This window comes from Streptomyces sp. NPDC033136, from assembly GCF_055578235.1.
Map to the genome: position 1 here is coordinate 303,562 of NZ_JBVIPD010000005.1, position 21,193 is coordinate 324,754.

Below are 21,193 nucleotides of genomic sequence, written 5' to 3' on the forward strand. Positions count from 1 at the left end.
TACCGGCACGGAGGGGAGTACTCCCTGTCTGCTGCGACGTGCCCGTCAATACGGATCAAGCCAGATCCCGGGGCGTCGGCCCATCCCTGGGTGGAAGAGACCTCCGGCAGCGACGACGCTGACATCTGCCGTTACGACTGCCGGAGGCGCAGTGGATGTTTCCATGACCCTATGGGTCCTGACGATCGTGGGCCTCGCCGCCCTGATCGCGGTCGACTTCTTCATCGGCCGCAAGCCGCACGACGTGTCGATCAAGGAAGCCGGGATCTGGACGGTCGTCTGGATCGTCCTGGCCGTGATCTTCGGGCTCGGTCTGCTCGTGTTCGGTGGCGGCCAGCCCGCCGGCGAGTTCTTCGCGGGCTTCATCACCGAGAAGTCGCTGAGCGTCGACAACCTCTTCGTGTTCGTCCTGATCATGGCGAAGTTCGCGGTGCCCTCGCAGTACCAGCAGCGCGTCCTCCTGATCGGTGTCCTCATAGCCCTGGTCCTGCGGGCTATCTTCATCGCCGCGGGCGCGGCGATCCTCGCCAGCTTCTCGTGGGTCTTCTACCTCTTCGGCGCCTTCCTGATCTGGACCGCCTGGAAGCTCATCCAGGAGGCCCGGGCCGACGAGGAGGACGAGGAGTTCGAGGAGAACAGGCTGCTCAAGGCCGCCGAGCGCCGCTTCGGTGTGGCCGACCGCTACCACGGCACCAAGTTGTGGATCGAGGAGAACGGCAAGCGGGTCATGACCCCGATGCTGGTCGTAATGCTCGCGATCGGCACCACGGACGTGCTGTTCGCGCTCGACTCCATCCCCGCGATCTTCGGCCTGACGCAGGACCCGTACATCGTCTTCACGGCCAACGCGTTCGCCCTGATGGGTCTGCGCCAGCTGTACTTCCTCATCGGCGGCCTGCTGAGGAAGCTGGTCCACCTCAGCTACGGCCTGTCGATCATCCTCGGCTTCATCGGAGTGAAGCTCGTGCTGCACGCGCTGCACGAGTCCGGGGTGCACGTCCCCGAGATCAGCATTCCGGTCTCGCTCGGCGTGATCTGCTCCGTCCTTATCGTCACCACGATCACCAGTCTGCGGGCTTCCAAGAAGCAGGCGGTGGCCGAGGAGGCGCAGGGCAAGAGCGGAAGCGCTCCGAAGGACAGCATCGACGTCTGACCAAGTCGGACGTAAGAACAACCATCACCGGGAGCGGTGCTCGTCAATGCGCCGAGCACCGCTCGAGGTGCTTGCTTGTTCCTGTGCGCGATCCCCGGCCCCGCCCCTGGCCCCCGGCCCGTAGTGCCACCGGCCACCCTCGAGGTCACCCAGAAGCGACCTTCGTAGCCGTCCCCGCCGGCCGCGTCTCCGGCAGCTTCGCGAAGCACACCAGGCTGAACAGTGCGATCGCCGTCAGATACGCGGCCACGCTCCACGGCACTCGACCGCCCTGCTCGCCAGTGCCGTCGCCACGATCGGTGTGAGGGCGCCCCCGATGACGCCACCGAGGTTGTAGCCGACGGCGGCGCCCGTGCACCGCACCCGCGGCTCGTACAACTCCGGCAGATACGCGGCGATCACGGCGAACATGCCTTCCCGGGGCTGCTGGGCAGGCCGAGGGACCAGGACTTCGGGCGGCCCATCAGCAGGGCCGGAAAGCGCCGGAGCAGCCCGCGCTCGCCCATGTTCCGCAGGGTGCGGTAGACCTCCGTGGCGCTCGGCATGTCCTCCGAGGTCTCCAGAAGCAGTCTTTAGGAGCAGCGCACCGCCGTCGTACCGGGAGAGGTCGCGGGCCGTCTCCCCGTCCAGATGCGCGAGCACGGTGATCCGGTCTTCCAGAGCCCTGGCAGACCGGAGGAGGGCGAGATGACGGCGACGCGGTCACCGGGAGACGGCTTGGGCGGGTAGGCCAGGCTCGTCATGCCGGGGAGGCTACGGCCCGCGGGCTGTCGGCGCACCGTGATAGACCGGCTGTGAGCAGCGGTCCTGACGGGCCGCCCGACCCTGACCGGACCGGAGGAACCGTGCCCCGCACCCTGGCCCACGCCCCGATCATGATCCTCAACGGCCCCAATCTCAACCTGCTCGGCCAGCGCCAGCCGGATATCTACGGCTCCGACACCCTCGCCGACGTCGAGGCCTTGTGCGCCAAGGCGGCGGCCGCGCACGGCGGTACGGTCGACTTCCGCCAGTCCAACCACGAGGGCGAGCTGGTCGACTGGATCCACGATGCGCGGCTGAACCACTGCGGCATCGTGATCAACCCGGGCGCCTACTCCCACACCTCCGTCGCCATCCTGGACGCCCTCAACACCTGTGACGGCATGCCGGTGTTGGAGGTCCACATCTCCAACATCCACCAGCGCGAGTCGTTCCGGCACCACTCGTACGTCTCGCTGCGTGCCGACGGGGTCATCGCGGGCTGCGGGGTGCAGGGGTACGTGTTCGGCGTGGAGCGGGTCGCGGCCCTGGCAGGGGCGGGAAAGGCGGACGCCTGAGGCGGGGGCGCAAGCCCTGAACTCAGGTAGTCGCCGGGGCCGCCGGCCGAGGGCGGGGATCGACAGACCGGCGGCCCATCCGCTCAGGAGCTGTCTTCCTGCGCGGGGCTGGCACCAGTTGACCGCGCAACCAGCGGAGAGGGGAGCGCACGTACGACACCGGCGTGTGCGAAGGATTCACACGGGGCGCGTGCGCGGCTCACCACTCAACGCGCGTGCGCCCCTACGTAGCCCTTCACCACCCGCGCGCGTGCCACTCCGGCAGATGCGGGCGCTCCGCGCCCAGGGACGTGTCGTTGCCGTGCCCCGGGTAGACCCACGTCTCGTCCGGGAGTACGTCGAAGATCTTGGTCTCGACGTCGTGGAGGAGACTGGAGAACGCCTTCGGGTCCTTGTGGGTGTTCCCCACACCGCCGGGGAAGAGGCAGTCCCCGGTGAACACATGGGGATGGCCGTGCGGGTCGTCGTAGACCAGGGCGATCGAGCCGGGTGTGTGTCCGACCAGGTGGCGCGCGGTGAGTTCCACGCGCCCCACCCGGATGGTGTCGCCGTCGTCGACCAGCACATCGGTCCGTACGGGGATGCCCTCGGCGTCCTCCCTGCCCGCGTAGGTGCGGGCGCCGGTGGCCGCCACGACCTCGGCGAGCGCCTGCCAGTGGTCGCCGTGCCGGTGGGTCGTGACGACCGACGCGATGCCGTCGTCGCCGATCATTCCGAGCAGTGTCTCCGCCTCGTTCGCCGCGTCGATCAGCAGCTGCTCGTCCGTGGCCCGGCAGCGCAGCAGATAGGCGTTGTTGTTCATCGGACCCACCGCGATCTTGGTGATCATCAGGTCCTTGAGCTCGTGCACGTCCGCGGGCCCGCCGACCGTCACCTGTCCGCTGTACATCATGTCAGCCAGCCTATAGCGGGGGAGCGGTCCGGGTCCTAGAGCGGCGGGAGCGCCGGGAGCGGGCCGCCGTCCACGGTGAGTGCGGCGCCGGTGCGGCGGCCGGCCAGCCAGCCGAGGAGGTCGGCCGGGGCGCCGGTGACGGTCATCTCGGGTCCGTCACCCGGCCGGCGTCCCGTGCTCCACGCGCGCGTGCCGTCCGTGACGCGCGTGGACGGTACGTCGGGATGCCCGGCGAACCGGTCGGCGAGGAAGCCGATCTCCCGCTCGGCGAACTCCGCCGGCAGATCCTCCAGCTCGTACCCGATCCCCAGGTCCACGTGATGCAGCTCCACCTCGACCCACCGCCGGAACGGCACCCGGGAGGCGGAGTCCGTGACCCCGTTGCGGAGTTCCACCACGCGCGACCAGTCCGCCGGAGCGTCCCCGGCCTCCTGGAAGCGGGCCGCGCTCTCGCGCAGGTCGGCGAGCTGGACGTCGAGGGCGCGCGGGGCGTCCCGCTCGATGTCGGCGTCGCGGGCCTCGCCGGAGACGTACATGGGACGCCCTTCGAGGACGTTCGCGAGGGCGTCCGCGTTGCGGGCGAGGTGTGCCAGGACGTGGCCGCGGCTCCAGCCGGGCAGCCGTGACGGCTGCGTCACAGAGGCGTTGTCCAGTGCGCCGACTGCGGTCAGCAGCCGTTGCGTCGCGTCACGTACAGACGCCAGGTCATGAGCGTGATCAATCATGGTGCTGACCCTAGCTCCGCCACTCCTTCGGGTGAAGGTGGTGAGCCCGTGCCGTAAATCGAAAGCACGTGCTATAAGGTCGGTCGTGGCGTCGGGCATGCTGGAAAGCCGGGGTTTGTTGGCACAGGCGAATGCGACCGGCGTTGTCAGTGGCTCCCCCTAGTCTGAGAAAGACGGGGGCCCCGCCCCTGTCACTTCTCTCAAGAAAGGTGCGGACCGGCGTGGCCGACCGTCTCATCGTTCGTGGAGCGCGCGAGCACAACCTCAAGAACGTCTCGCTCGACCTCCCGCGCGACTCGCTCATCGTCTTCACGGGCCTGTCGGGGTCGGGCAAGTCCTCGCTGGCCTTCGACACCATCTTCGCCGAGGGCCAGCGGCGCTATGTGGAGTCGCTGTCCTCGTACGCCCGGCAGTTCCTCGGACAGATGGACAAGCCGGACGTCGACTTCATCGAGGGTCTCTCCCCGGCGGTCTCCATCGACCAGAAGTCGACCTCGCGCAACCCCCGCTCGACGGTCGGCACGATCACCGAGGTCTACGACTACCTGCGGTTGCTTTTCGCGCGCATCGGCAAGCCGCACTGCCCCGAGTGCGGGCGCCCGATCTCCCGCCAGTCGCCGCAGGCCATCGTCGACAAGGTCCTGGAGCTGCCCGAGGGCAGCCGCTTCCAGGTGCTGTCACCGCTGGTGCGCGAGCGCAAGGGCGAGTTCGTCGACCTCTTCGCCGACCTCCAGACCAAGGGCTACTCCCGCGCGCGGGTGGACGGCGAGACGATCCAGCTGTCGAACCCGCCCACGCTGAAGAAGCAGGAGAAGCACACCATCGAGGTGGTCGTCGACCGTCTCACGGTGAAGGACTCCGCGAAGCGCCGCCTCACCGACTCCGTCGAGACCGCCCTCGGCCTGTCCGGCGGCATGGTCGTACTCGACTTCGTCGACCTCCCCGAGGACGACCCCGAGCGCGAGCGCATGTACTCGGAGCACCTGTACTGCGCGTACGACGACCTGTCCTTCGAGGAACTGGAGCCCCGCTCCTTCTCCTTCAACTCGCCCTTCGGCGCCTGCCCGGACTGCACCGGCATCGGCACGCGCATGGAGGTCGATCCGGAGCTGATCGTCCCCGACCCGGACAAGAGCCTCGACGAGGGCGCCATCCACCCGTGGTCGCACGGCCACACCAAGGACTACTTCGGCCGCCTGATCGGCGCCCTCGGCGACGCGCTGGGCTTCCGTACGGACATCCCCTTCGCGGGCCTGCCGCAGCGCGCCAAGAAGGCCCTGCTCCACGGCCACAAGACCCAGGTCGAGGTCCGCTACCGCAACCGCTATGGGCGCGAGCGCCGCTACACCACCGCCTTCGAGGGCGCCGTCCCCTTCGTCAAGCGCCGGCACAGCGAGGCCGAGAGCGACGCGAGCCGCGAGCGCTTCGAGGGCTACATGCGAGAGGTGCCCTGCCCGACCTGTGAGGGCACGCGCCTGAAGCCGGTCGTCCTCGCGGTCACGATCATGGGCAGGTCCATCGCCGAGGTCGCTGCGATGTCCATCAGCGACTGCGCGGACTTCCTGGGCGAGCTGAAGCTCACCGCCCGCGACAAGAAGATCGCCGAGCGCGTCCTGAAGGAGGTCAACGAGCGGCTGCGGTTCCTGGTCGACGTCGGCCTGGACTACCTCTCGCTCAACCGAGCGGCCGGGACCCTCTCCGGCGGCGAGGCCCAGCGCATCCGCTTGGCCACCCAGATCGGCTCCGGCCTCGTCGGCGTGCTGTACGTCCTCGACGAGCCCTCCATCGGCCTGCACCAGCGCGACAACCACCGGCTGATCGAGACCTTGGTCCGGCTGCGTGACATGGGCAACACGCTCATCGTCGTCGAGCACGACGAGGACACGATCAAGACCGCCGACTGGATCGTCGACATCGGCCCCGGTGCCGGTGAGCACGGCGGCAAGGTCGTGCACAGCGGCTCCTTGAAGGAACTCCTCGCCAACGACGAGTCGCAGACCGGTCAGTACCTGTCCGGCAAGAAGGCCATCCCGCTGCCCGGTATCCGGCGCCCGCTGGACCCGTCCCGGCAGCTCACGGTGCACGGCGCCCGGGAGAACAACCTCCAGGACATCGACGTCTCGTTCCCGCTGGGCGTCTTCACCGCCGTCACCGGCGTCTCCGGCTCCGGCAAGTCGACCCTGGTCAACGACATCCTGTACACGCACCTGGCCCGCGAGCTGAACGGCGCGAGAAACGTGCCCGGGCGGCACACGCGCGTGGACGGCGACGACCTCGTCGACAAGGTCGTGCACGTCGACCAGTCGCCCATCGGCCGTACCCCGCGCTCCAACCCGGCCACGTACACCGGCGTCTTCGACCACATCCGCAAGCTTTTCGCCGAGACCACCGAGGCGAAGGTCCGCGGCTACATGCCCGGCCGCTTCTCCTTCAACGTCAAGGGCGGCCGCTGCGAGAACTGCGCGGGCGACGGCACCATCAAGATCGAGATGAACTTCCTCCCGGACGTCTACGTCCCGTGCGAGGTCTGCCACGGCGCCCGGTACAACCGGGAGACCCTGGAGGTCCACTACAAGGGCAAGTCCATTGCCGACGTCCTGAACATGCCGATCGAGGAGGCCACCGAGTTCTTCGAGGCGGTCCCCGCGATCTCCCGCCACATGAAGACCCTGAAGGACGTCGGCCTCGGCTACGTCCGGCTCGGCCAGTCCGCGACCACCCTGTCCGGCGGTGAGGCCCAGCGCGTCAAGCTCGCCAGCGAGCTCCAGCGCCGCTCCACCGGCCGCACGGTCTACGTCCTGGACGAGCCGACCACCGGTCTGCACTTCGAGGACATCAGCAAGCTGCTGACGGTCCTGTCCGGACTGGTCGACAAGGGCAACACGGTCATCGTCATCGAGCACAACCTCGATGTGATCAAGACCGCGGACTGGATCGTCGACATGGGCCCCGAAGGGGGCGCCGGTGGTGGCCTGGTCGTCGCCGAGGGCACGCCCGAGCAGGTCGCCGGGGTCCCGGCCAGTCACACCGGCAAGTTCCTGCGGGAGGTTCTCGGCGCCGACCGCGTCAGCGACGCGTCCTCGGTGAAGGCACCGCGCCGGGCGGCCAAGAAGACCGTCCCGGCGCAGGCCACGGCGACCAGGACCGTCACCAGGACGGCAAACAGCACCGCGGCCAAGAAGACAGCCGCCAAGTCCACGAAGGCCGCGGCGAAGAAGACGACGCGGACCACCAAGGGCTGACGCCTCCTGCCGACGTGCGTGCCCCACAGGGACTCCCTGTGGGGCACGCACGCGTCGTTCTGCTGCCGGTCAGGCGTTCTTCGGCTCCACGAACTGCGTGTCGAGCTGGATCTTCATCACGTCCCCGAGAGCAGACCGGGCGCGAAGCGGAGCCCGTAAATCGCTGCGCCGGATCTCACCCGGTCCCAGTCCAACCCGGCGGGTTCGACTGGGACCGGGTGGCCGACGACCTCGTCGTCCGGCTCCGGCACGGCGTTCCGCTCCGGGATCCGTACCTCGCCGACCCGGCCGACGAGCTGACGGTGACGGCCGGGGCGGGACTTCGCCGACCTGGCCATGACACCGCGGCCGACGGGCGCCCGGCACCTCGAACCCCCGGAGGCCGGGTCCCTGCGACTGCTGCACGAGACGCTCGCGCACCTGGACGAGGGACAGCGCGTCATCGTCCACCCCCCCCGCGGACGACGCCACGGCCGCGGCCCTGGACCGTCTCAACGGTCGCCGCCCCGGCGCGCTGCGAGCGGTGGCGGAGACGGACTGAGCCCCATGAACGGGCCCGGGGCCGACAAGGCCGGCCCACCGCCCCAGGGCCGACGGACGGCGGACCGGGTGTCAGGCCTCCAGTTCCCGCGCGTACGGCGGCTCGGCCCCGGCGCGCGAGCAGGTGATCGCCGCCGCCCGGGCCGCGAAGCCCAGCAGCTCCGACCAGCCGTCGGGTCCCAGCGCGGCCAGTGCCCGCGTGCTGAGCGCGTCGCGGGCCGCGAGCCCGTGCAGCAGCGCCGCGTTCACCGTGTCGCCCGCTCCGATCGTGTCCACGACCCGCACCCGTTCACCCGGCACCGCGTACTCGCCGCCGTCGGCGGTGAAGGCGGTCAGTCCGTCGCCGCCCCGGGTGATCACCACCGCCGCCGGGCCGGCCGCCAGCCACTCCTGGGGAGTGCCGCCGAGCCACTCGGCGTCCTCCGCGGACAGCTTCAGCAGCGACACCGACGGGAGCCAGCTCTTGAACCGCGACCGGTAGGTGTCCGCGTCCGGGATCAGCCCGGCCCTGATGTTCGGGTCCAGTGCGGTGAACACCCCCTGCGCGGACGCCGCACGCATCAGCTCCTCGTACGCGCTCGCCCCCGGCTCCAGCACCAGCGAGCAGGTGCCGAAGGAGAGCGCGCGGGTGTTCGGCGGCAGCGTTGAGGGCGCCGAGAACAGCCGGTCCGCCGTCCCGTCGACGTAGAAGGAGTACGCCGCCGAGCCGTCCGTACCGACCGTGGCGACGGCCAGGGTCGTCGGCTCGGAGCCCCGCTGCACCGACGACACGTCCACCCCGGTCTCCCGCAGCCGGTCCAGCAGGGCCTCCCCGAAGGCGTCGTACGACACCCGGGAGCAGAAGGCGGTGGGGGAGCCGAGGCGGCCGAGCGCCACGGCCGTGTTGTACGGGCCGCCGCCGAGCGCCGGCTGCAGCGCCGCCAGGGCGCCCGCGCCCCGTGGTACCAGGTCGATCAGTGCCTCACCGGCGACGACGATCACAACGGGATTCCCTTCTCGGACGGGTCGGAACAGCCGCACGAGGTGCGGTGGACGAAGGTGCAGGGGAGCCGCACGGTCCGGGCGGGCCGGCCCGGCTCGTCGAGACGCTCCAGGAGCACACGCACGGCCCGGGCGCCGATGTCCTTGCTGGGCTGGGCGATCACGGTGAGCCGGGGCGAGAACAGATCGGCCCAGGCGAAGTCGTCGAAGCAGCACAGCGCGATGTCGCCCGGCACGGACAGGCCGTGCGCGCGCAGAGCCCGCAGTACCCCGATGGTCATGGCGTTGTTGCCGGTGACCAGCGCGGTGGGCGGCCCGCCGAGGGACAGCAGGGCAGCCGTGGCCTGCTCGGCACCCGCCGACTCCGAGTCGCCGTGCACCAGCAGCCGCTCGTCGTACGGCAGCCCCGCGAACGCGAGACCGCTGCGGTAGCCCATGATCCGCTCGCTCGTGGTGCTGAGCCCCGGCCGCCCGGCCACCAGCCCGATCCGCCGGTGGCCCAGCCCGGCGAGATGGGTGACCAGCCGGGACGTCGGCTCGGCGTTGTCGGCGCAGACCTGGTCGAAACGTGGCCTGCCGTCCGCCCCCGGCGCGTCCACCAGCCGGTCCAGGAGCACGGCCGGTACGTCGTGCCGCCCCAGGTAGGCCAGCAGTCCGCGCGGAGCCGCGGAGGGAGCGACGATCATGCCGTCCACCCGGCGCTCGTGCAGTAGCTGGACGACCTTGCGCTCGTGGTCCGGGTCGTCGTGCGGATCGGCGATGAGCAGGCTGTAGCCGGCCTCCAGCGCGGCGGCCTCGACACCCTGGAGGATCTCCGTGAAATACGGGTTGCTGATCGCGGACACGGCCAGCCCGATGGATCGCGTCCGGGCCGTCACCAGGGAACGGGCCAGTGTGTTCGTGGTGTAGCCGAGCTCCTCCACGGCGTCCAGTACCGCCTGGCGGGTGTGCGGCAGCACCGGCCGGGTGCCGTTCAGCACGTGCGAGACGGTCGCCACGGAGACACCGGCGCTTCGCGCGACGTCGGCCATGGTCGCCATGCCGCTCCCTCCTCCTCTTGGCGCTCAGGTGGGGAACGTATCGCATCCGGCGGCACACGTAAACGCTTGCGCAATCGTTTACGCAAGCGTTCGACCTCCAGCGCTCGGCCTTCAGTGTGCGTCCTACGGTGGTGGCCCTCAGCGCCCGAGACAGCTTCCGCCGTCTCGTCCGCCGGCGCGTGCTAGTCCCAGTCCCAGCCGATCCCCAGGAACCCGGCCCGCACCCGCGGCTCGACGAGATGCACCGACCGATGCCGCCCGCTCAGCCCCAGCTCCTGGCATCCGTTCCGGGGCGCGGCAACCGAGTGCTGGGCGAACCGGTGGCAGCGCAGCGGGAGGGCCGCGGCGTCGAAGCAGACCTGGAGCGCGTACTGGCCGCCGGGCGAGTCGAAGCCGCGGACGTACTCGCGCGAGACGCCCGCCGTCCCGTCCTCGACGCCGTAGCGGAACAGGAAGGTGTCCCCGGCGCGCAGCCGGGTGTCGAAGAGCAGCTCGGCCGCGAGCACCCCCGTGTCGTTGTGCCAACGCACGCGTCCCGTGCGGCAGTTCTCCAGGGCGTGCACCCGCATGCGCTCCGGCACGGCTCCCCGGTCGCCGTGGTGGACGGCCACGAAGCGGTCGACGCCGTCCCGGTGGGCGCGCACGATGTGGTGCGACTCCCGCTCGACCAGCTCGCGCCCGGCCCCGATCCGCAGCCGCTCGTGGTGTCCGAGGGCGTGCAGGCCCCCGTCCGGTGGGCACTCCAGCTCGGCCAGCAGCTGGTCCAGGACCCCGGAGGCCTCGACGAGGGAACGGTAGGACCGGGCGGCGGCGCGCTGCCCGGACGGGCCGTCGCCGGACTCGGCGAGCAGCCGGATCAGCGACTCCTCGGGCAGCTCCAGGATCTCCTCCAGCGCGCGCACGGCCCGCAGCGACTCCGGGCGCTGCGGACGCCTGGCGCCCTGCTGCCAGTAACTCAGGCTGGTGACGCCGACTTTCACGCCGTGGCGGGAGAGGTGGTGCTGCACGCGTTGCAGCGGCAGCCCGCGGGCGGCTATCGCGGCACGCAGGGCGACGTGGAAGGGGCCGCCTCGCAGAACGGAGTCCAGTTCCGCGGTGGCGACGTCCGCGTGCTGTGTGGCGTGCGGCATGCAGGGGCCTCTCTGTGAGTCGGCAACGGCTGGTCAGACCGTTCGCACGGTGCGCCCGGGGGCCCGTCTCGCCGGCGCGGGGAGGTCTTCACATCCGTATGCCGTCGTTCAAGGTCCCGAGTTCCCCCGCATTGAAGCGTGTTGACCTGGTCCCGACAACACCTGATGCCGGACAGTGACGTACTCCCGGCCGGGCCTGTCCGGACATGCGAACGCCCGGGGCGGGCGCCCCGGGCGTTCGCGACAGAGGGAGAGGGAGAGGGAGAGGGAGAGGGGCTTCTAGGAGCGTTCGCTTCCGCCCCGCTCCTCGAGGGCCAGCTGCTTGGCCCGCACTATGTCGGGGTCGCGGGGGTCCAGCGCGTCGCGCAGTGCGAACGGCTCGTCCGCGTACCGGCGGGCACGGGCCGCCCGCCGGCTCTTCTCGATCCGCATCCGCTTCATGTGCGCAGCCCTCCGACCCGTGGCCCGTTCCGCTCCGCGCCGGGAGCGGCCGGTCCGCCTGACAACGTGTGCCTGCACCGACATGGCCTCCGTCCGCCGGACATCGCCGTGTCTCCGTGGGAAGCCTGCATTCCCGCTACCGGACCGCCGTAACCCCGGGACGGGACATGCCATGGGAAATCGCCCTCCCGCCGGGCCCGTGATCGTGCCCCGCTGCCCCTCGGACTGTCGGTGCCCGCCAGTAGGGTGTGAGACATGGCCGACCCCTCCAGCTACCGCCCCAAACCGGGTGAGATCCCCGACTCGCCGGGGGTCTACAGGTTCCGTGACGAGCACCGCCGGGTGATCTACGTCGGAAAGGCGAAAAGCCTGCGCCAGCGCCTGGCGAACTACTTCCAGGACCTGGCGGGCCTGCACCCGCGCACCCGCTCCATGGTCACCACGGCCGCGTCCGTGGAGTGGACGGTGGTGTCCACGGAGGTCGAGGCGCTCCAGCTGGAGTACTCGTGGATCAAGGAGTACGACCCCCGGTTCAACGTCAAGTACCGCGACGACAAGAGCTACCCGTACCTCGCGGTGACGATGAACGAGGAGTACCCGCGCGTGCAGGTGATGCGCGGTCACAAGAAGAAGGGCGTCCGCTACTTCGGGCCGTACGCGCACGCGTGGGCGATCCGTGACACGGTCGACCTGCTGCTGCGCGTCTTCCCCGTGCGCACGTGCTCGGCCGGTGTCTTCAAGAACGCCGCCCGTACCGGCCGCCCCTGCCTCCTCGGCTACATCGGCAAGTGCTCGGCGCCCTGTGTCGACCGGGTCTCCGCCGAGGAGCACCGCGAACTGGCCGACGAGTTCTGCGACTTCATGACCGGCCGGACGAGCACGTACATCCGCCGCCTGGAGAAGCAGATGGGCGAGGCGGCGGAAGACATGGAGTACGAGCGGGCAGCCAGGCTGCGCGACGACATCGAGGCCCTGAAGAAGGCCATGGAGAAGAACGCGGTCGTGCTCGCCGACGCGACCGACGCCGACCTGATCGCGGTCGCCGAGGACGAACTGGAGGCGGCCGTCCAGATCTTCCACGTGCGCGGCGGACGCGTCCGAGGCCAGCGCGGCTGGGTCACCGACAAGGTGGAGGAAATCACCACCGCGGCTCTCGTGGAACACGCCCTGCAGCAGCTGTACGGCGAGGAGAAGGGCGACGCCGTCCCCAAGGAGGTCCTCGTCCCGGCCCTGCCCGAACCCGTCGAGCCCGTCCAGGAGTGGCTCGCCGGGCGGCGCGGCTCCGGGGTCTCCCTGCGCGTCCCGCAGCGCGGCGACAAGAAGGCCCTCATGGAGACCGTGCAGCGCAACGCCCAGCAAGCGCTCGTGCTGCACAAGACCAAGCGCGCCTCCGACCTGACCACGCGCTCGCGCGCCCTGGAGGAGATCGCCGACGCCCTCGACCTGGACAGCGCCCCGCTCCGGATCGAGTGCTACGACATCTCCCACCTCCAGGGTGACGACGTCGTGGCCTCCATGGTCGTCTTCGAGGACGGCCTCGCGCGCAAGAGCGAGTACCGGCGGTTCCAGATCAAGGGCTTCGCCGGGCAGGACGACGTCCGCTCCATGCACGAGGTGATCACCCGCCGCTTCCGGCGCTACCTCGCCGAGAAGGAGAAGACGGGCGAGTGGACGGACGGCGAGACCGCCGGGACCGCCGGGACCGCCGGGACCGCCGGGACCGCCGAGGCCGACGAGAGCCCCATCACCGGTACGAGCACCCTCACCGAGGACGACGGCCGCCCCAAGAAGTTCGCCTACCCGCCCCAGCTCGTCGTCGTCGACGGCGGCGCGCCGCAGGTCGCGGCCGCCCGGCGGGCCCTGGACGAGCTCGGCATCGACGACATCGCCGTGTGCGGCCTCGCCAAGCGCCTGGAGGAGGTCTGGCTGCCCGGCGACGACGACCCGGTCGTCCTGCCCCGCACCAGCGAGGGCCTCTACCTGCTCCAGCGGGTCCGTGACGAGGCCCACCGCTTCGCGATCACCTACCAGCGCGTGAAGCGGTCCAAGCGCTTCCGCTCCAGCCCCCTGGACGACGTCCCCGGGCTCGGGGACACGCGCAGGCAGGCACTCCTGAAGCACTTCGGTTCGTTGAAGAAACTGCGATCCGCCACCATCGACCAGATCTGCGAGGTCCCCGGCATAGGCCGCAAGACCGCCGAGACGATCGCCGCGGCCCTGGCCCGCTCGGCCCCGGCCGCACCCGCCGTCAACACGGCGACTGGAGAGATCATGGAAGAGGAACCAGGCACCATGGGTTCCAGTGGGGAACCCGTGACGGCGGGTGCCCCGAACGAACGACGGGGGCAGGAGACATGAATGTGAACGAGCACGACAGCCACACAGAGCAAGCCGGAGACGGAGCACAGGTGAGTACGGGCACGCCCAACGACAAGGCCCCGGTTCCGGAGGCGGCCATCCCCGAGCTGGTGATCATCTCCGGCATGTCCGGGGCGGGCCGCTCGACGGCCGCGAAGTGCCTGGAGGACCTCGGCTGGTTCGTCGTCGACAACCTGCCGCCCGCGCTGATCCCCACCATGGTGGAACTCGGCGCCCGCTCCCAGGGCAACGTGGCGCGGATCGCCGTCGTCGTCGACGTCCGCGGCCGTCGCTTCTTCGACAACCTCCGCGAGTCCCTCGCCGACCTGGAGGCGAAGAACGTCACCCGGAGGATCGTCTTCCTGGAGTCCTCCGACGAGGCTCTGGTGCGCCGCTTCGAGTCGGTGCGCCGCCCGCACCCCCTCCAGGGCGACGGGCGCATCGTCGACGGCATCGACGCCGAGCGCGAGCTGCTGCGCGAGCTGCGCGGCGACGCCGACCTGGTGATCGACACCTCCAGCCTGAACGTGCACGAGCTGCGCGCCAAGATGGACGCCCAGTTCGCCGGCGAGGAGGAGCCGGAGCTGCGGGCCACGGTCATGTCGTTCGGCTACAAGTACGGCCTGCCGGTCGACGCCGACCTGGTCGTCGACTGCCGCTTCCTGCCGAACCCGCACTGGGTCCCGGAGCTGCGCCCGTACACGGGCCTCAACGACGAGGTGTCCGGGTACGTCTTCAACCAGCCCGGCGCCAAGGAGTTCCTCGACCGCTACACGGAGCTCCTCCAGCTCGTCGCCACCGGCTACCGCCGTGAGGGCAAGCGCTATGTGACCATCGCCGTGGGCTGCACCGGCGGCAAGCACCGCTCGGTCGCCATGTCGGAGAAGCTCGCCGCCCGGCTCGCCGCCGAGGGTGTGGAGACGGTGGTCGTACACCGGGACATGGGACGCGAATGACACGACGTACTCCGCGGCTGAGCCGGCTGCGCCGGGTGGTGCCCGAGGGCAACTCCGGCGGGAAGGGCGGCCGGCCCGCCGAAGCCCGGGGCGGCAGACCGCGCCGCCGCGGCACACAGCCCAAGGTCGTCGCCCTGGGCGGCGGCATGGGCCTGTCCGCCTCGCTCGCCGCGCTACGCCGGATCACCGGCGACCTCACCGCCGTCGTCACCGTGGCCGACGACGGCGGCTCCAGCGGGCGCCTGCGCGACGAGCTGGGCGTGCTGCCTCCCGGCGACCTGCGCAAGGCGCTGGCCGCGCTGTGCGGGGACGACGACTGGGGCCAGACCTGGGCCCGGGTCATCCAGCACCGCTTCCAGTCCCAGGGCGACCTGCACGAGCACGCGGTCGGCAACCTGCTGATCGTCGCCCTGTGGGAGCAGCTCGGCGACCACGTCCAGGCCCTCGACCTGGTCGGGCGGCTGCTGGGCGCACAGGGCCGCGTGCTGCCCATGTCCGCCGTGCCGCTGGAGCTCCAGGCCCTGGTCAGGGGCCATGATCCGGCGCGCCCGGACGAGGTCGACACCGTCCGCGGCCAGGCCACCGTCGCCCTCACCCCGGGCGAGGTGCAGTCCGTGCACCTGGTGCCGAACGACCCGCCGGCCGTCCCCGAGGCGGTCGAGGCCGTCCTCGACGCGGACTGGGTGGTGCTCGGCCCCGGCTCCTGGTTCTCCTCGGTCATCCCGCACCTGCTGGTGCCCGAGCTGCTGGACGCGCTCACCCAGACGAAGGCCCGCCGGGTACTCTCGCTGAACCTCGCCCCGCAGCCCGGAGAAACCGAGGGCTTCTCCCCGCAGCGTCATTTGGAGGTTTTGGGACGACACGCCCCTAAACTCGCCCTGGACGTGGTGCTGGCCGACGAGGCCGCCGTGCCCGACCGTGACTCCCTGACCGACGCCGCCAAGCGGTTCGGGGCCGCGGTCGAGCTGGCGCCGGTGGCCAGGCCCGACGGAACCCCGAGGCACGACCCGGAGCTGTTGGCCGCCGCGTACGACCGTATTTTTCGGATGCATGGAAGGATCGGCCCATGGCGATGACGGCAGCGGTGAAGGACGAGATCTCCCGGCTCCCCGTCACCCGGACCTGCTGCAGAAAGGCGGAGGTCTCCGCCGTCCTGCGGTTCGCCGGCGGCCTCCACCTGGTGAGCGGTCGGATTGTGATCGAGGCGGAGCTGGACACGGCGATGGCGGCCCGCCGCCTCAAGCGGGACATCCTGGAGATCTTCGGCCACAGCTCCGAACTGATCGTGATGGCACCCGGCGGCCTGCGCCGCGGTTCGCGCTACGTGGTGCGTGTGGTCGCGGGCGGTGACCAGCTGGCCCGCCAGACCGGCCTGGTCGACGGGCGGGGCCGCCCGATCCGCGGCCTGCCGCCGCAGGTGGTCTCGGGGGCCACCTGCGACGCCGAGGCCGCCTGGCGTGGCGCCTTCCTGGCGCACGGCTCGCTCACCGAGCCCGGCCGCTCCTCCTCCCTGGAGGTGACCTGCCCGGGCCCCGAGGCGGCGCTCGCCCTGGTCGGCGCCGCCCGGCGCCTCCGGATCCCCGCGAAGGCCCGCGAGGTGCGCGGCGTGGACCGGGTCGTCGTCCGTGACGGTGACGCGATCGGCGCCCTGCTGACGCGTCTCGGCGCCCACGAGTCGGTGCTGGCCTGGGAGGAGCGCCGGATGCGCCGCGAGGTGCGCGCCACGGCGAACCGGCTCGCCAACTTCGACGACGCCAACCTGCGCCGCTCGGCCCGCGCGGCCGTCGCCGCCGGTGCCCGGGTTCAGCGCGCCCTGGAGATCCTCGGCGACGACGTGCCCGAACACCTCGCCGCGGCCGGCCGGCTGCGCATGGAGCACAAGCAGGCCTCCCTGGAGGAGCTGGGCGCGCTCGCCGACCCGCCGCTGACCAAGGACGCTGTCGCCGGCCGGATCCGCCGCCTGCTGGCCATGGCCGACAAGCGCGCCTCCGACCTCGGCATTCCGGGCACGGAGGCCAACCTCGCCGACGAGCTGGCCGACAACCTCGTGGGCTGATCCAACACAGCGTCAGAAAGCCGGTGCCGGAGCCCACTTGGGTGACCGGCACCGGCTTTCGCGTGTCGCTGAGGCACCCTTGACTCGATCATGGTCTGTCATGAGCCTGGCATCTGTTCGCTGCTGTGGCGGACCCACGCTAGGGGGGTTCATGAGACGAAGAGCGAGATCGATCCTCGCTGTCGGCGCGCTCCTGTTCGGCGGAGCGGGCATCGCACCCATCGCCCAGGCACAACCCGGGAATCAGGCCCCGTCCGACCCGGACGAGGTCAAGGTCTTCCGTGCCGATGTCACCCAGAAGCAGGTACCCCTGCTGCTGGCGGCCGGCCAGGACGGCCACGAACTCGGCGAGCAGGTCCCCGAGAAGGGCACCGCCACCGTCGAGGTCTACCTGACCAACCAGCAGGCGAAGAAGCTCGAGAAGCAGGGCATCGACCTCACCGAGCACGACCTCTCCACCAGGGCCGAGGCTCGCGTCGAGGCCGCCGCCGAGGGCGTGTTCCGTCCGTACAGCGGCAAGGGCGGCCTGCGGGAGGAGATCCTCCGGACCGCGCAGGAGCACCCCGGTCTCACCAAGGTCGTCTCCATCGGCAAGACCATCAAGGGCCAGGACATCCTCGCGCTCAAGCTCACCAAGCGCGCGAAGAAGACCAAGGACGGCTCCAAGCCCGCCGTCCTCTACATGTCCGCCCAGCACGCACGCGAGTGGATCACGCCGGAGATGACCCGGCGCCTGATGCACCACTACCTGGACAACTACAAGAAGGACCGGCGCGTCAAGAAGATCGTCGACTCCACCGAACTGTGGTTCCTGCTGTCGGCCAACCCCGACGGCTACGACTTCACCTTCGCCGACGACGACAACCGGCAGTGGCGCAAGAACCTCCGGGACGTCAACGGCGACGGCACCATCAGCACCGGCGACGGCGTCGACCTCAACCGCAACTTCGCCTACAAGTGGGGCTACGACGACGAGGGCTCGTCCCCTCACCCCACCAGCCAGACCTACCGTGGTGCCGGGCCCAACTCCGAGCCCGAGACCCAGGCCCTGGACGCCTTCCAGAAGCGGATCGGCTTCACGTACGGCATCAACTACCACTCGGCGGCCGAACTGATCCTTTACGGAGTCGGCTGGCAGGTCGCCACGTCCACCCCCGACGACGTCGCGTACGAGGCGCTCGCCGGTACGCCCGGCAACTCGGCGATCCCCGGCTACCACCCGCAGCTCTCCTCCGAGCTGTACACCACCAACGGCGAGGCGGACGGCCACGCGGCCAACGTCAACGGCCTGGCGATGTTCACCCCTGAGATGTCGACCTGCCAGAGTGCCTCGGACGTCGACCCCAACGACGAGTGGAAGCCGGCCGACTGCGAGTCGATCTTCACCTTCCCGGACGACGAGAAGCTGATCCGGCAGGAGTTCACCAAGAACGTCCCGTTCGCGCTCTCCGTCGCCGAGTCCGCCGCCCACCCCGACCGGCCGTCCTCGTCCGTCGGCCTGAAGGCCGCCGCCTTCACCCCGGCCGCGTTCACCACGTCCCACTCCCGCGGCGCCGACCAGGAGGTATCCGTCGTCGTACGGAAGTCGGTGCGCGACAAGGAACTCAAGTACCGCGTCAACGGCGGCCGCACCGAGGACATGGCGCTCAAGCCCTGGAAGGGCGGCGAGACCTACGGCGGTGAGGACAACCTCTACTTCGACGAGTACCGGGCCAAGGTCAAGGACGGCGACCCGGGCGACAAGGTCGAGGTGTGGTTCACCGGGGAGACCAGGAACGGCAAGAAGGTCTCCAGCGAGCACTTCACCTACGCCGTCGCCAAGAGGCCCCGGGCGGACACCCTCGTCGTCGCCGAAGAGGGCGCGACCGCCACGCACGCGCAGAAGTACGTGGACGCGCTCAAGGCCAACGGCCGCAAGGCGATCGTCTGGGACGTCGCACAGCGGGGCGCGCCGGACGCGCTCGGCGTGCTGAGCCACTTCGACACCGTCGTCCATTACACGGGTGCGGCCGTTCCCGGCAACGCCACCCAGCTCCAGCTGCGCGCCTTCCTCAACGAGGGCGGCCGGCTGATCGAGGCCGGCGAGCAGGCCGGTGGCGCCGTGGACCTCGGCGGCGCCCTGTCGAACGACTTCAGCCAGTACTACCTGGGCGCCCACACCCGCACCTCGACCCCCGGGGCCACCGGCTTCACCGGTTCCGGCGAGCTGGGCGGCGTCACGAGCCCGCTGAGCGCCGCGCCCGGCAACCCGCTGGACCAGGCGGGCACCTACAGCGTCACCTCCGACGAACTGCCGGCCGACGAGTTCCCGCAGTTCGCGAGCAAGGGCGCCGGACAGTTCGCCGGCACGGCCAACCCGTACGGCCCGTACGCGGGCTCCTGGATGGCAGCCGCCGTCCACACCGACGACGCCTACAAGCGCCTCACCCGCACCGTGGACCTCACCGGCGTCACGGCCTCCGAGAAGCCGACGCTGCGCACCCAGCTCCTGTGGGACACCGAGCCCGGCTACGACCATGTCCTTGTGGAGGCGCACACCACGGGTGCCGACGACTGGACGACCCTCCCGGAGGCGGGCGGCGCGACCGGGAACGCCGTGCCGACGGAGTGCCAGGGCGGCTTCTACATCAATGAGCACCCCTGGCTGAAGCACTACCTGACCCAGGCGGCCGACGGCTGCACCGCCTCCGGCACGACCGGCGCGTGGAACAGCCTCACCGGTGCCTCCAGCGGATGGCAGCAGGTGAACTTCGACCTGAGCGCCTACGCCGGCAAGACGGTGGAGATCTCCCTCGGCTACGTCACCGACCCGGGTACCGGCGGGCACGGCGTCCTCGCCGACGACGCCTCGCTCGTCGTCGGGGGCACGGCCCGGGAGACCGAGGACTTCGAGACCTCGCTCGGCGCCTGGAAGGTCGCCGGACCGCCGGAGGGCAGCCCGGCCGTCCTCAAGGACTGGGCGCGCACCGGCGCCCTGTTCCAGACGTACGGCGCGGTCACCACGGACGACACGGTGCTGCTGGGCTTCGGCCTGGAGCACATCGCCGCCGCGGCCGACCGGGCGGCACTGATGAGGAAGGCACTCGCGTCCCTGGACGTGTGACATCCCTGGTCAACAGGGAACCCGTCCGGTAGCGAAATCGAGTGATCTCGCTTTCGGCGGTGGGCGGTCCGTACCCCTACTGGCCGGTACGGACCGCCCTGCCGTGTATGAGGCATCTGGATGTCACCACCGGGGCCTCAGGGAGGTAGGGTCGTAGGCGGTCGGGGACATCCCAAACAGAGCTCGCCGGCTCTTCATGGCCGGCGTACCAACGAGGAGATCGGTTCGTGACGATCCGCGTAGGCATCAACGGCTTCGGCCGCATCGGTCGTAACTACTTCCGCGCGCTGCTGGAGCAGGGTGCAGACATCGAGATCGTGGCTGTCAACGACCTGGGTGACACCGCGACCACCGCTCACCTGCTGAAGTACGACACCGTCCTCGGCCGCCTCAAGCAGGAGGTCTCGCACACCGAGGACACCATCACCGTCGGCGACAAGACCGTCAAGGTCCTCGCCGAGCGCAACCCCGCCGACATCCCGTGGGGCGAGCTGGGCGTCGACATCGTCATCGAGTCGACCGGCATCTTCACCAAGAAGGCCGACGCCGAGAAGCACATCACCGGCGGCGCCAAGAAGGTCCTCATCTCGGCTCCGGCCAAGGATGAGGACGTCACCATCGTGATGGGCGTCAACCAGGACACCTACGACCCGGCGAACCACCACGTCATCTCCAATGCCTCCTGCACCACCAACTGTGTGGCGCCGATGGCCAAGGTTCTCGACGAGAACTTCGGCATCGTCAAGGGCCTGATGACGACGGTGCACGCGTACACGAACGACCAGCGCATCCTGGACTTCCCGCACAAGGACCTGCGCCGCGCCCGTGCCGCCGCCGAGAACATCATCCCGACCACCACGGGTGCAGCCAAGGCCACCGCGCTGGTCCTCCCGCAGCTCAAGGGCAAGCTGGACGGCATGGCCATGCGCGTCCCGGTCCCGACCGGTTCGGTCACCGACCTGGTCCTCGAGCTCGGCCGCGAGGTCACCAAGGAAGAGGTCAACGCGGCCTTCCAGAAGGCGGCCGAGGGCGAGCTGAAGGGCATCCTCGAGTACACGGAGGACCCGATCGTCTCGTCCGACATCGTCAACGCGCCGGCGTCCTGCACCTTCGACTCCTCCCTGACCATGGTCCAGGAGGGCAAGAACGTGAAGGTCATCGGCTGGTACGACAACGAGTGGGGCTACTCGAACCGCCTCGTGGACCTTACGGTCTTCGTCGGTAACCAGCTCTGATCAACCGAGTAGGCACGTCCAT

At 70.3% G+C, this 21,193-nt stretch carries 16 protein-coding genes and 2 pseudogenes; 9 read left to right on the plus strand and 9 right to left on the minus strand.

Annotated features, from left to right (window positions below; all coding sequences use genetic code 11):
* Nucleotides 1-151: 151 nt before the first annotated feature.
* Nucleotides 152-1,153, plus strand: a complete 1,002-nt coding sequence (locus ACZ5TL_RS11975; RefSeq protein ID WP_468589341.1) for a TerC/Alx family metal homeostasis membrane protein — start codon at nt 152-154, stop codon at nt 1,151-1,153.
* A 145-nt stretch (nt 1,154-1,298) separates the two neighbouring features.
* Here the strand turns inward: ACZ5TL_RS11975 and ACZ5TL_RS11980 are convergent.
* Together ACZ5TL_RS11980 and ACZ5TL_RS11985 are read right to left on the minus strand one after the other, a co-directional pair.
* Nucleotides 1,299-1,564, minus strand: a pseudogene (locus ACZ5TL_RS11980) (MFS transporter); the annotation flags it as partial.
* An 8-nt stretch (nt 1,565-1,572) separates the two neighbouring features.
* Nucleotides 1,573-1,780, minus strand: a pseudogene (locus ACZ5TL_RS11985) (LD-carboxypeptidase); the annotation flags it as partial.
* A 218-nt stretch (nt 1,781-1,998) separates the two neighbouring features.
* On the opposite strand from ACZ5TL_RS11985, the gene aroQ reads away from it, so the two are divergent.
* On the plus strand, nt 1,999-2,472 hold the full coding sequence (aroQ, locus tag ACZ5TL_RS11990) for a type II 3-dehydroquinate dehydratase (protein ID WP_468589343.1): 474 nt from the start codon (nt 1,999-2,001) through the stop codon (nt 2,470-2,472).
* 235 nt (nt 2,473-2,707) lie between these two features.
* Here aroQ and ACZ5TL_RS11995 read toward each other — a convergent pair whose 3' ends face one another.
* Both ACZ5TL_RS11995 and ACZ5TL_RS12000 read right to left on the minus strand, forming a co-directional pair.
* Complete coding sequence (locus tag ACZ5TL_RS11995; protein ID WP_468589344.1) at nt 2,708-3,364, minus strand: MBL fold metallo-hydrolase; 657 nt, start codon at nt 3,362-3,364, stop codon at nt 2,708-2,710.
* A 35-nt stretch (nt 3,365-3,399) separates the two neighbouring features.
* Entirely contained in the window at nt 3,400-4,089 is a 690-nt protein-coding gene (locus tag ACZ5TL_RS12000; protein ID WP_468589345.1) for a maleylpyruvate isomerase family mycothiol-dependent enzyme, read from the minus strand.
* Between the two features lie 221 nt (nt 4,090-4,310).
* Between ACZ5TL_RS12000 and uvrA the strand changes: the two genes are divergently transcribed.
* Nucleotides 4,311-7,331 (plus strand): excinuclease ABC subunit UvrA, encoded by a 3,021-nt coding sequence (uvrA, locus tag ACZ5TL_RS12005; protein ID WP_468589346.1) that lies wholly within the window; start codon nt 4,311-4,313, stop codon nt 7,329-7,331.
* Between the two features lie 116 nt (nt 7,332-7,447).
* On the opposite strand, the gene ACZ5TL_RS12010 is transcribed toward uvrA, so the two are convergent.
* From ACZ5TL_RS12010 to ACZ5TL_RS12030, 5 genes are all read right to left on the minus strand, one after another.
* Nucleotides 7,448-7,669, minus strand: coding sequence for a hypothetical protein (locus tag ACZ5TL_RS12010; RefSeq protein WP_468589347.1), 222 nt, complete (start codon nt 7,667-7,669; stop codon nt 7,448-7,450).
* A 274-nt stretch (nt 7,670-7,943) separates the two neighbouring features.
* Nucleotides 7,944-8,852 carry a carbohydrate kinase family protein gene (locus ACZ5TL_RS12015; protein WP_468589348.1) on the minus strand — a complete coding sequence of 303 codons (909 nt, stop codon included), beginning with the start codon at nt 8,850-8,852 and terminating at the stop codon, nt 7,944-7,946.
* Nucleotides 8,849-9,892 carry a LacI family DNA-binding transcriptional regulator gene (locus ACZ5TL_RS12020; RefSeq protein WP_468589349.1) on the minus strand — a complete coding sequence of 348 codons (1,044 nt, stop codon included), beginning with the start codon at nt 9,890-9,892 and terminating at the stop codon, nt 8,849-8,851. The genes ACZ5TL_RS12015 and ACZ5TL_RS12020 overlap by 4 nt, the downstream gene beginning before the upstream one ends.
* A gap of 182 nt (nt 9,893-10,074) precedes the next feature.
* Nucleotides 10,075-11,022 carry a hypothetical protein gene (locus ACZ5TL_RS12025; protein WP_468589350.1) on the minus strand — a complete coding sequence of 316 codons (948 nt, stop codon included), beginning with the start codon at nt 11,020-11,022 and terminating at the stop codon, nt 10,075-10,077.
* Nucleotides 11,023-11,301: 279 nt separating this feature from the next.
* On the minus strand, nt 11,302-11,463 hold the full coding sequence (locus ACZ5TL_RS12030) for a hypothetical protein (protein ID WP_468589351.1): 162 nt from the start codon (nt 11,461-11,463) through the stop codon (nt 11,302-11,304).
* A 255-nt stretch (nt 11,464-11,718) separates the two neighbouring features.
* Between ACZ5TL_RS12030 and uvrC the strand changes: the two genes are divergently transcribed.
* From uvrC to gap, 6 genes are all read left to right on the plus strand, one after another.
* Nucleotides 11,719-13,821 carry an excinuclease ABC subunit UvrC gene (gene uvrC, locus ACZ5TL_RS12035; protein ID WP_468589353.1) on the plus strand — a complete coding sequence of 701 codons (2,103 nt, stop codon included), beginning with the start codon at nt 11,719-11,721 and terminating at the stop codon, nt 13,819-13,821.
* Nucleotides 13,818-14,777: an RNase adapter RapZ gene (gene rapZ, locus ACZ5TL_RS12040; RefSeq protein ID WP_468589355.1), complete on the plus strand. Its 960-nt coding sequence runs from the start codon at nt 13,818-13,820 to the stop codon at nt 14,775-14,777. The genes uvrC and rapZ overlap by 4 nt, the downstream gene beginning before the upstream one ends.
* Nucleotides 14,774-15,853 (plus strand): gluconeogenesis factor YvcK family protein, encoded by a 1,080-nt coding sequence (locus ACZ5TL_RS12045; protein WP_468589357.1) that lies wholly within the window; start codon nt 14,774-14,776, stop codon nt 15,851-15,853. The genes rapZ and ACZ5TL_RS12045 overlap by 4 nt, the downstream gene beginning before the upstream one ends.
* On the plus strand, nt 15,844-16,833 hold the full coding sequence (gene whiA / locus ACZ5TL_RS12050) for a DNA-binding protein WhiA (RefSeq protein WP_468589358.1): 990 nt from the start codon (nt 15,844-15,846) through the stop codon (nt 16,831-16,833). Before ACZ5TL_RS12045 ends, whiA begins: the two co-directional genes overlap by 10 nt.
* Before the next feature lie 151 nt (nt 16,834-16,984).
* Entirely contained in the window at nt 16,985-19,936 is a 2,952-nt protein-coding gene (locus ACZ5TL_RS12055) for a M14 family metallopeptidase (protein ID WP_468589359.1), read from the plus strand.
* Between the two features lie 227 nt (nt 19,937-20,163).
* Nucleotides 20,164-21,171, plus strand: coding sequence for a type I glyceraldehyde-3-phosphate dehydrogenase (gap, locus tag ACZ5TL_RS12060; RefSeq protein ID WP_468589361.1), 1,008 nt, complete (start codon nt 20,164-20,166; stop codon nt 21,169-21,171).
* Nucleotides 21,172-21,193 lie beyond the last annotated feature (22 nt).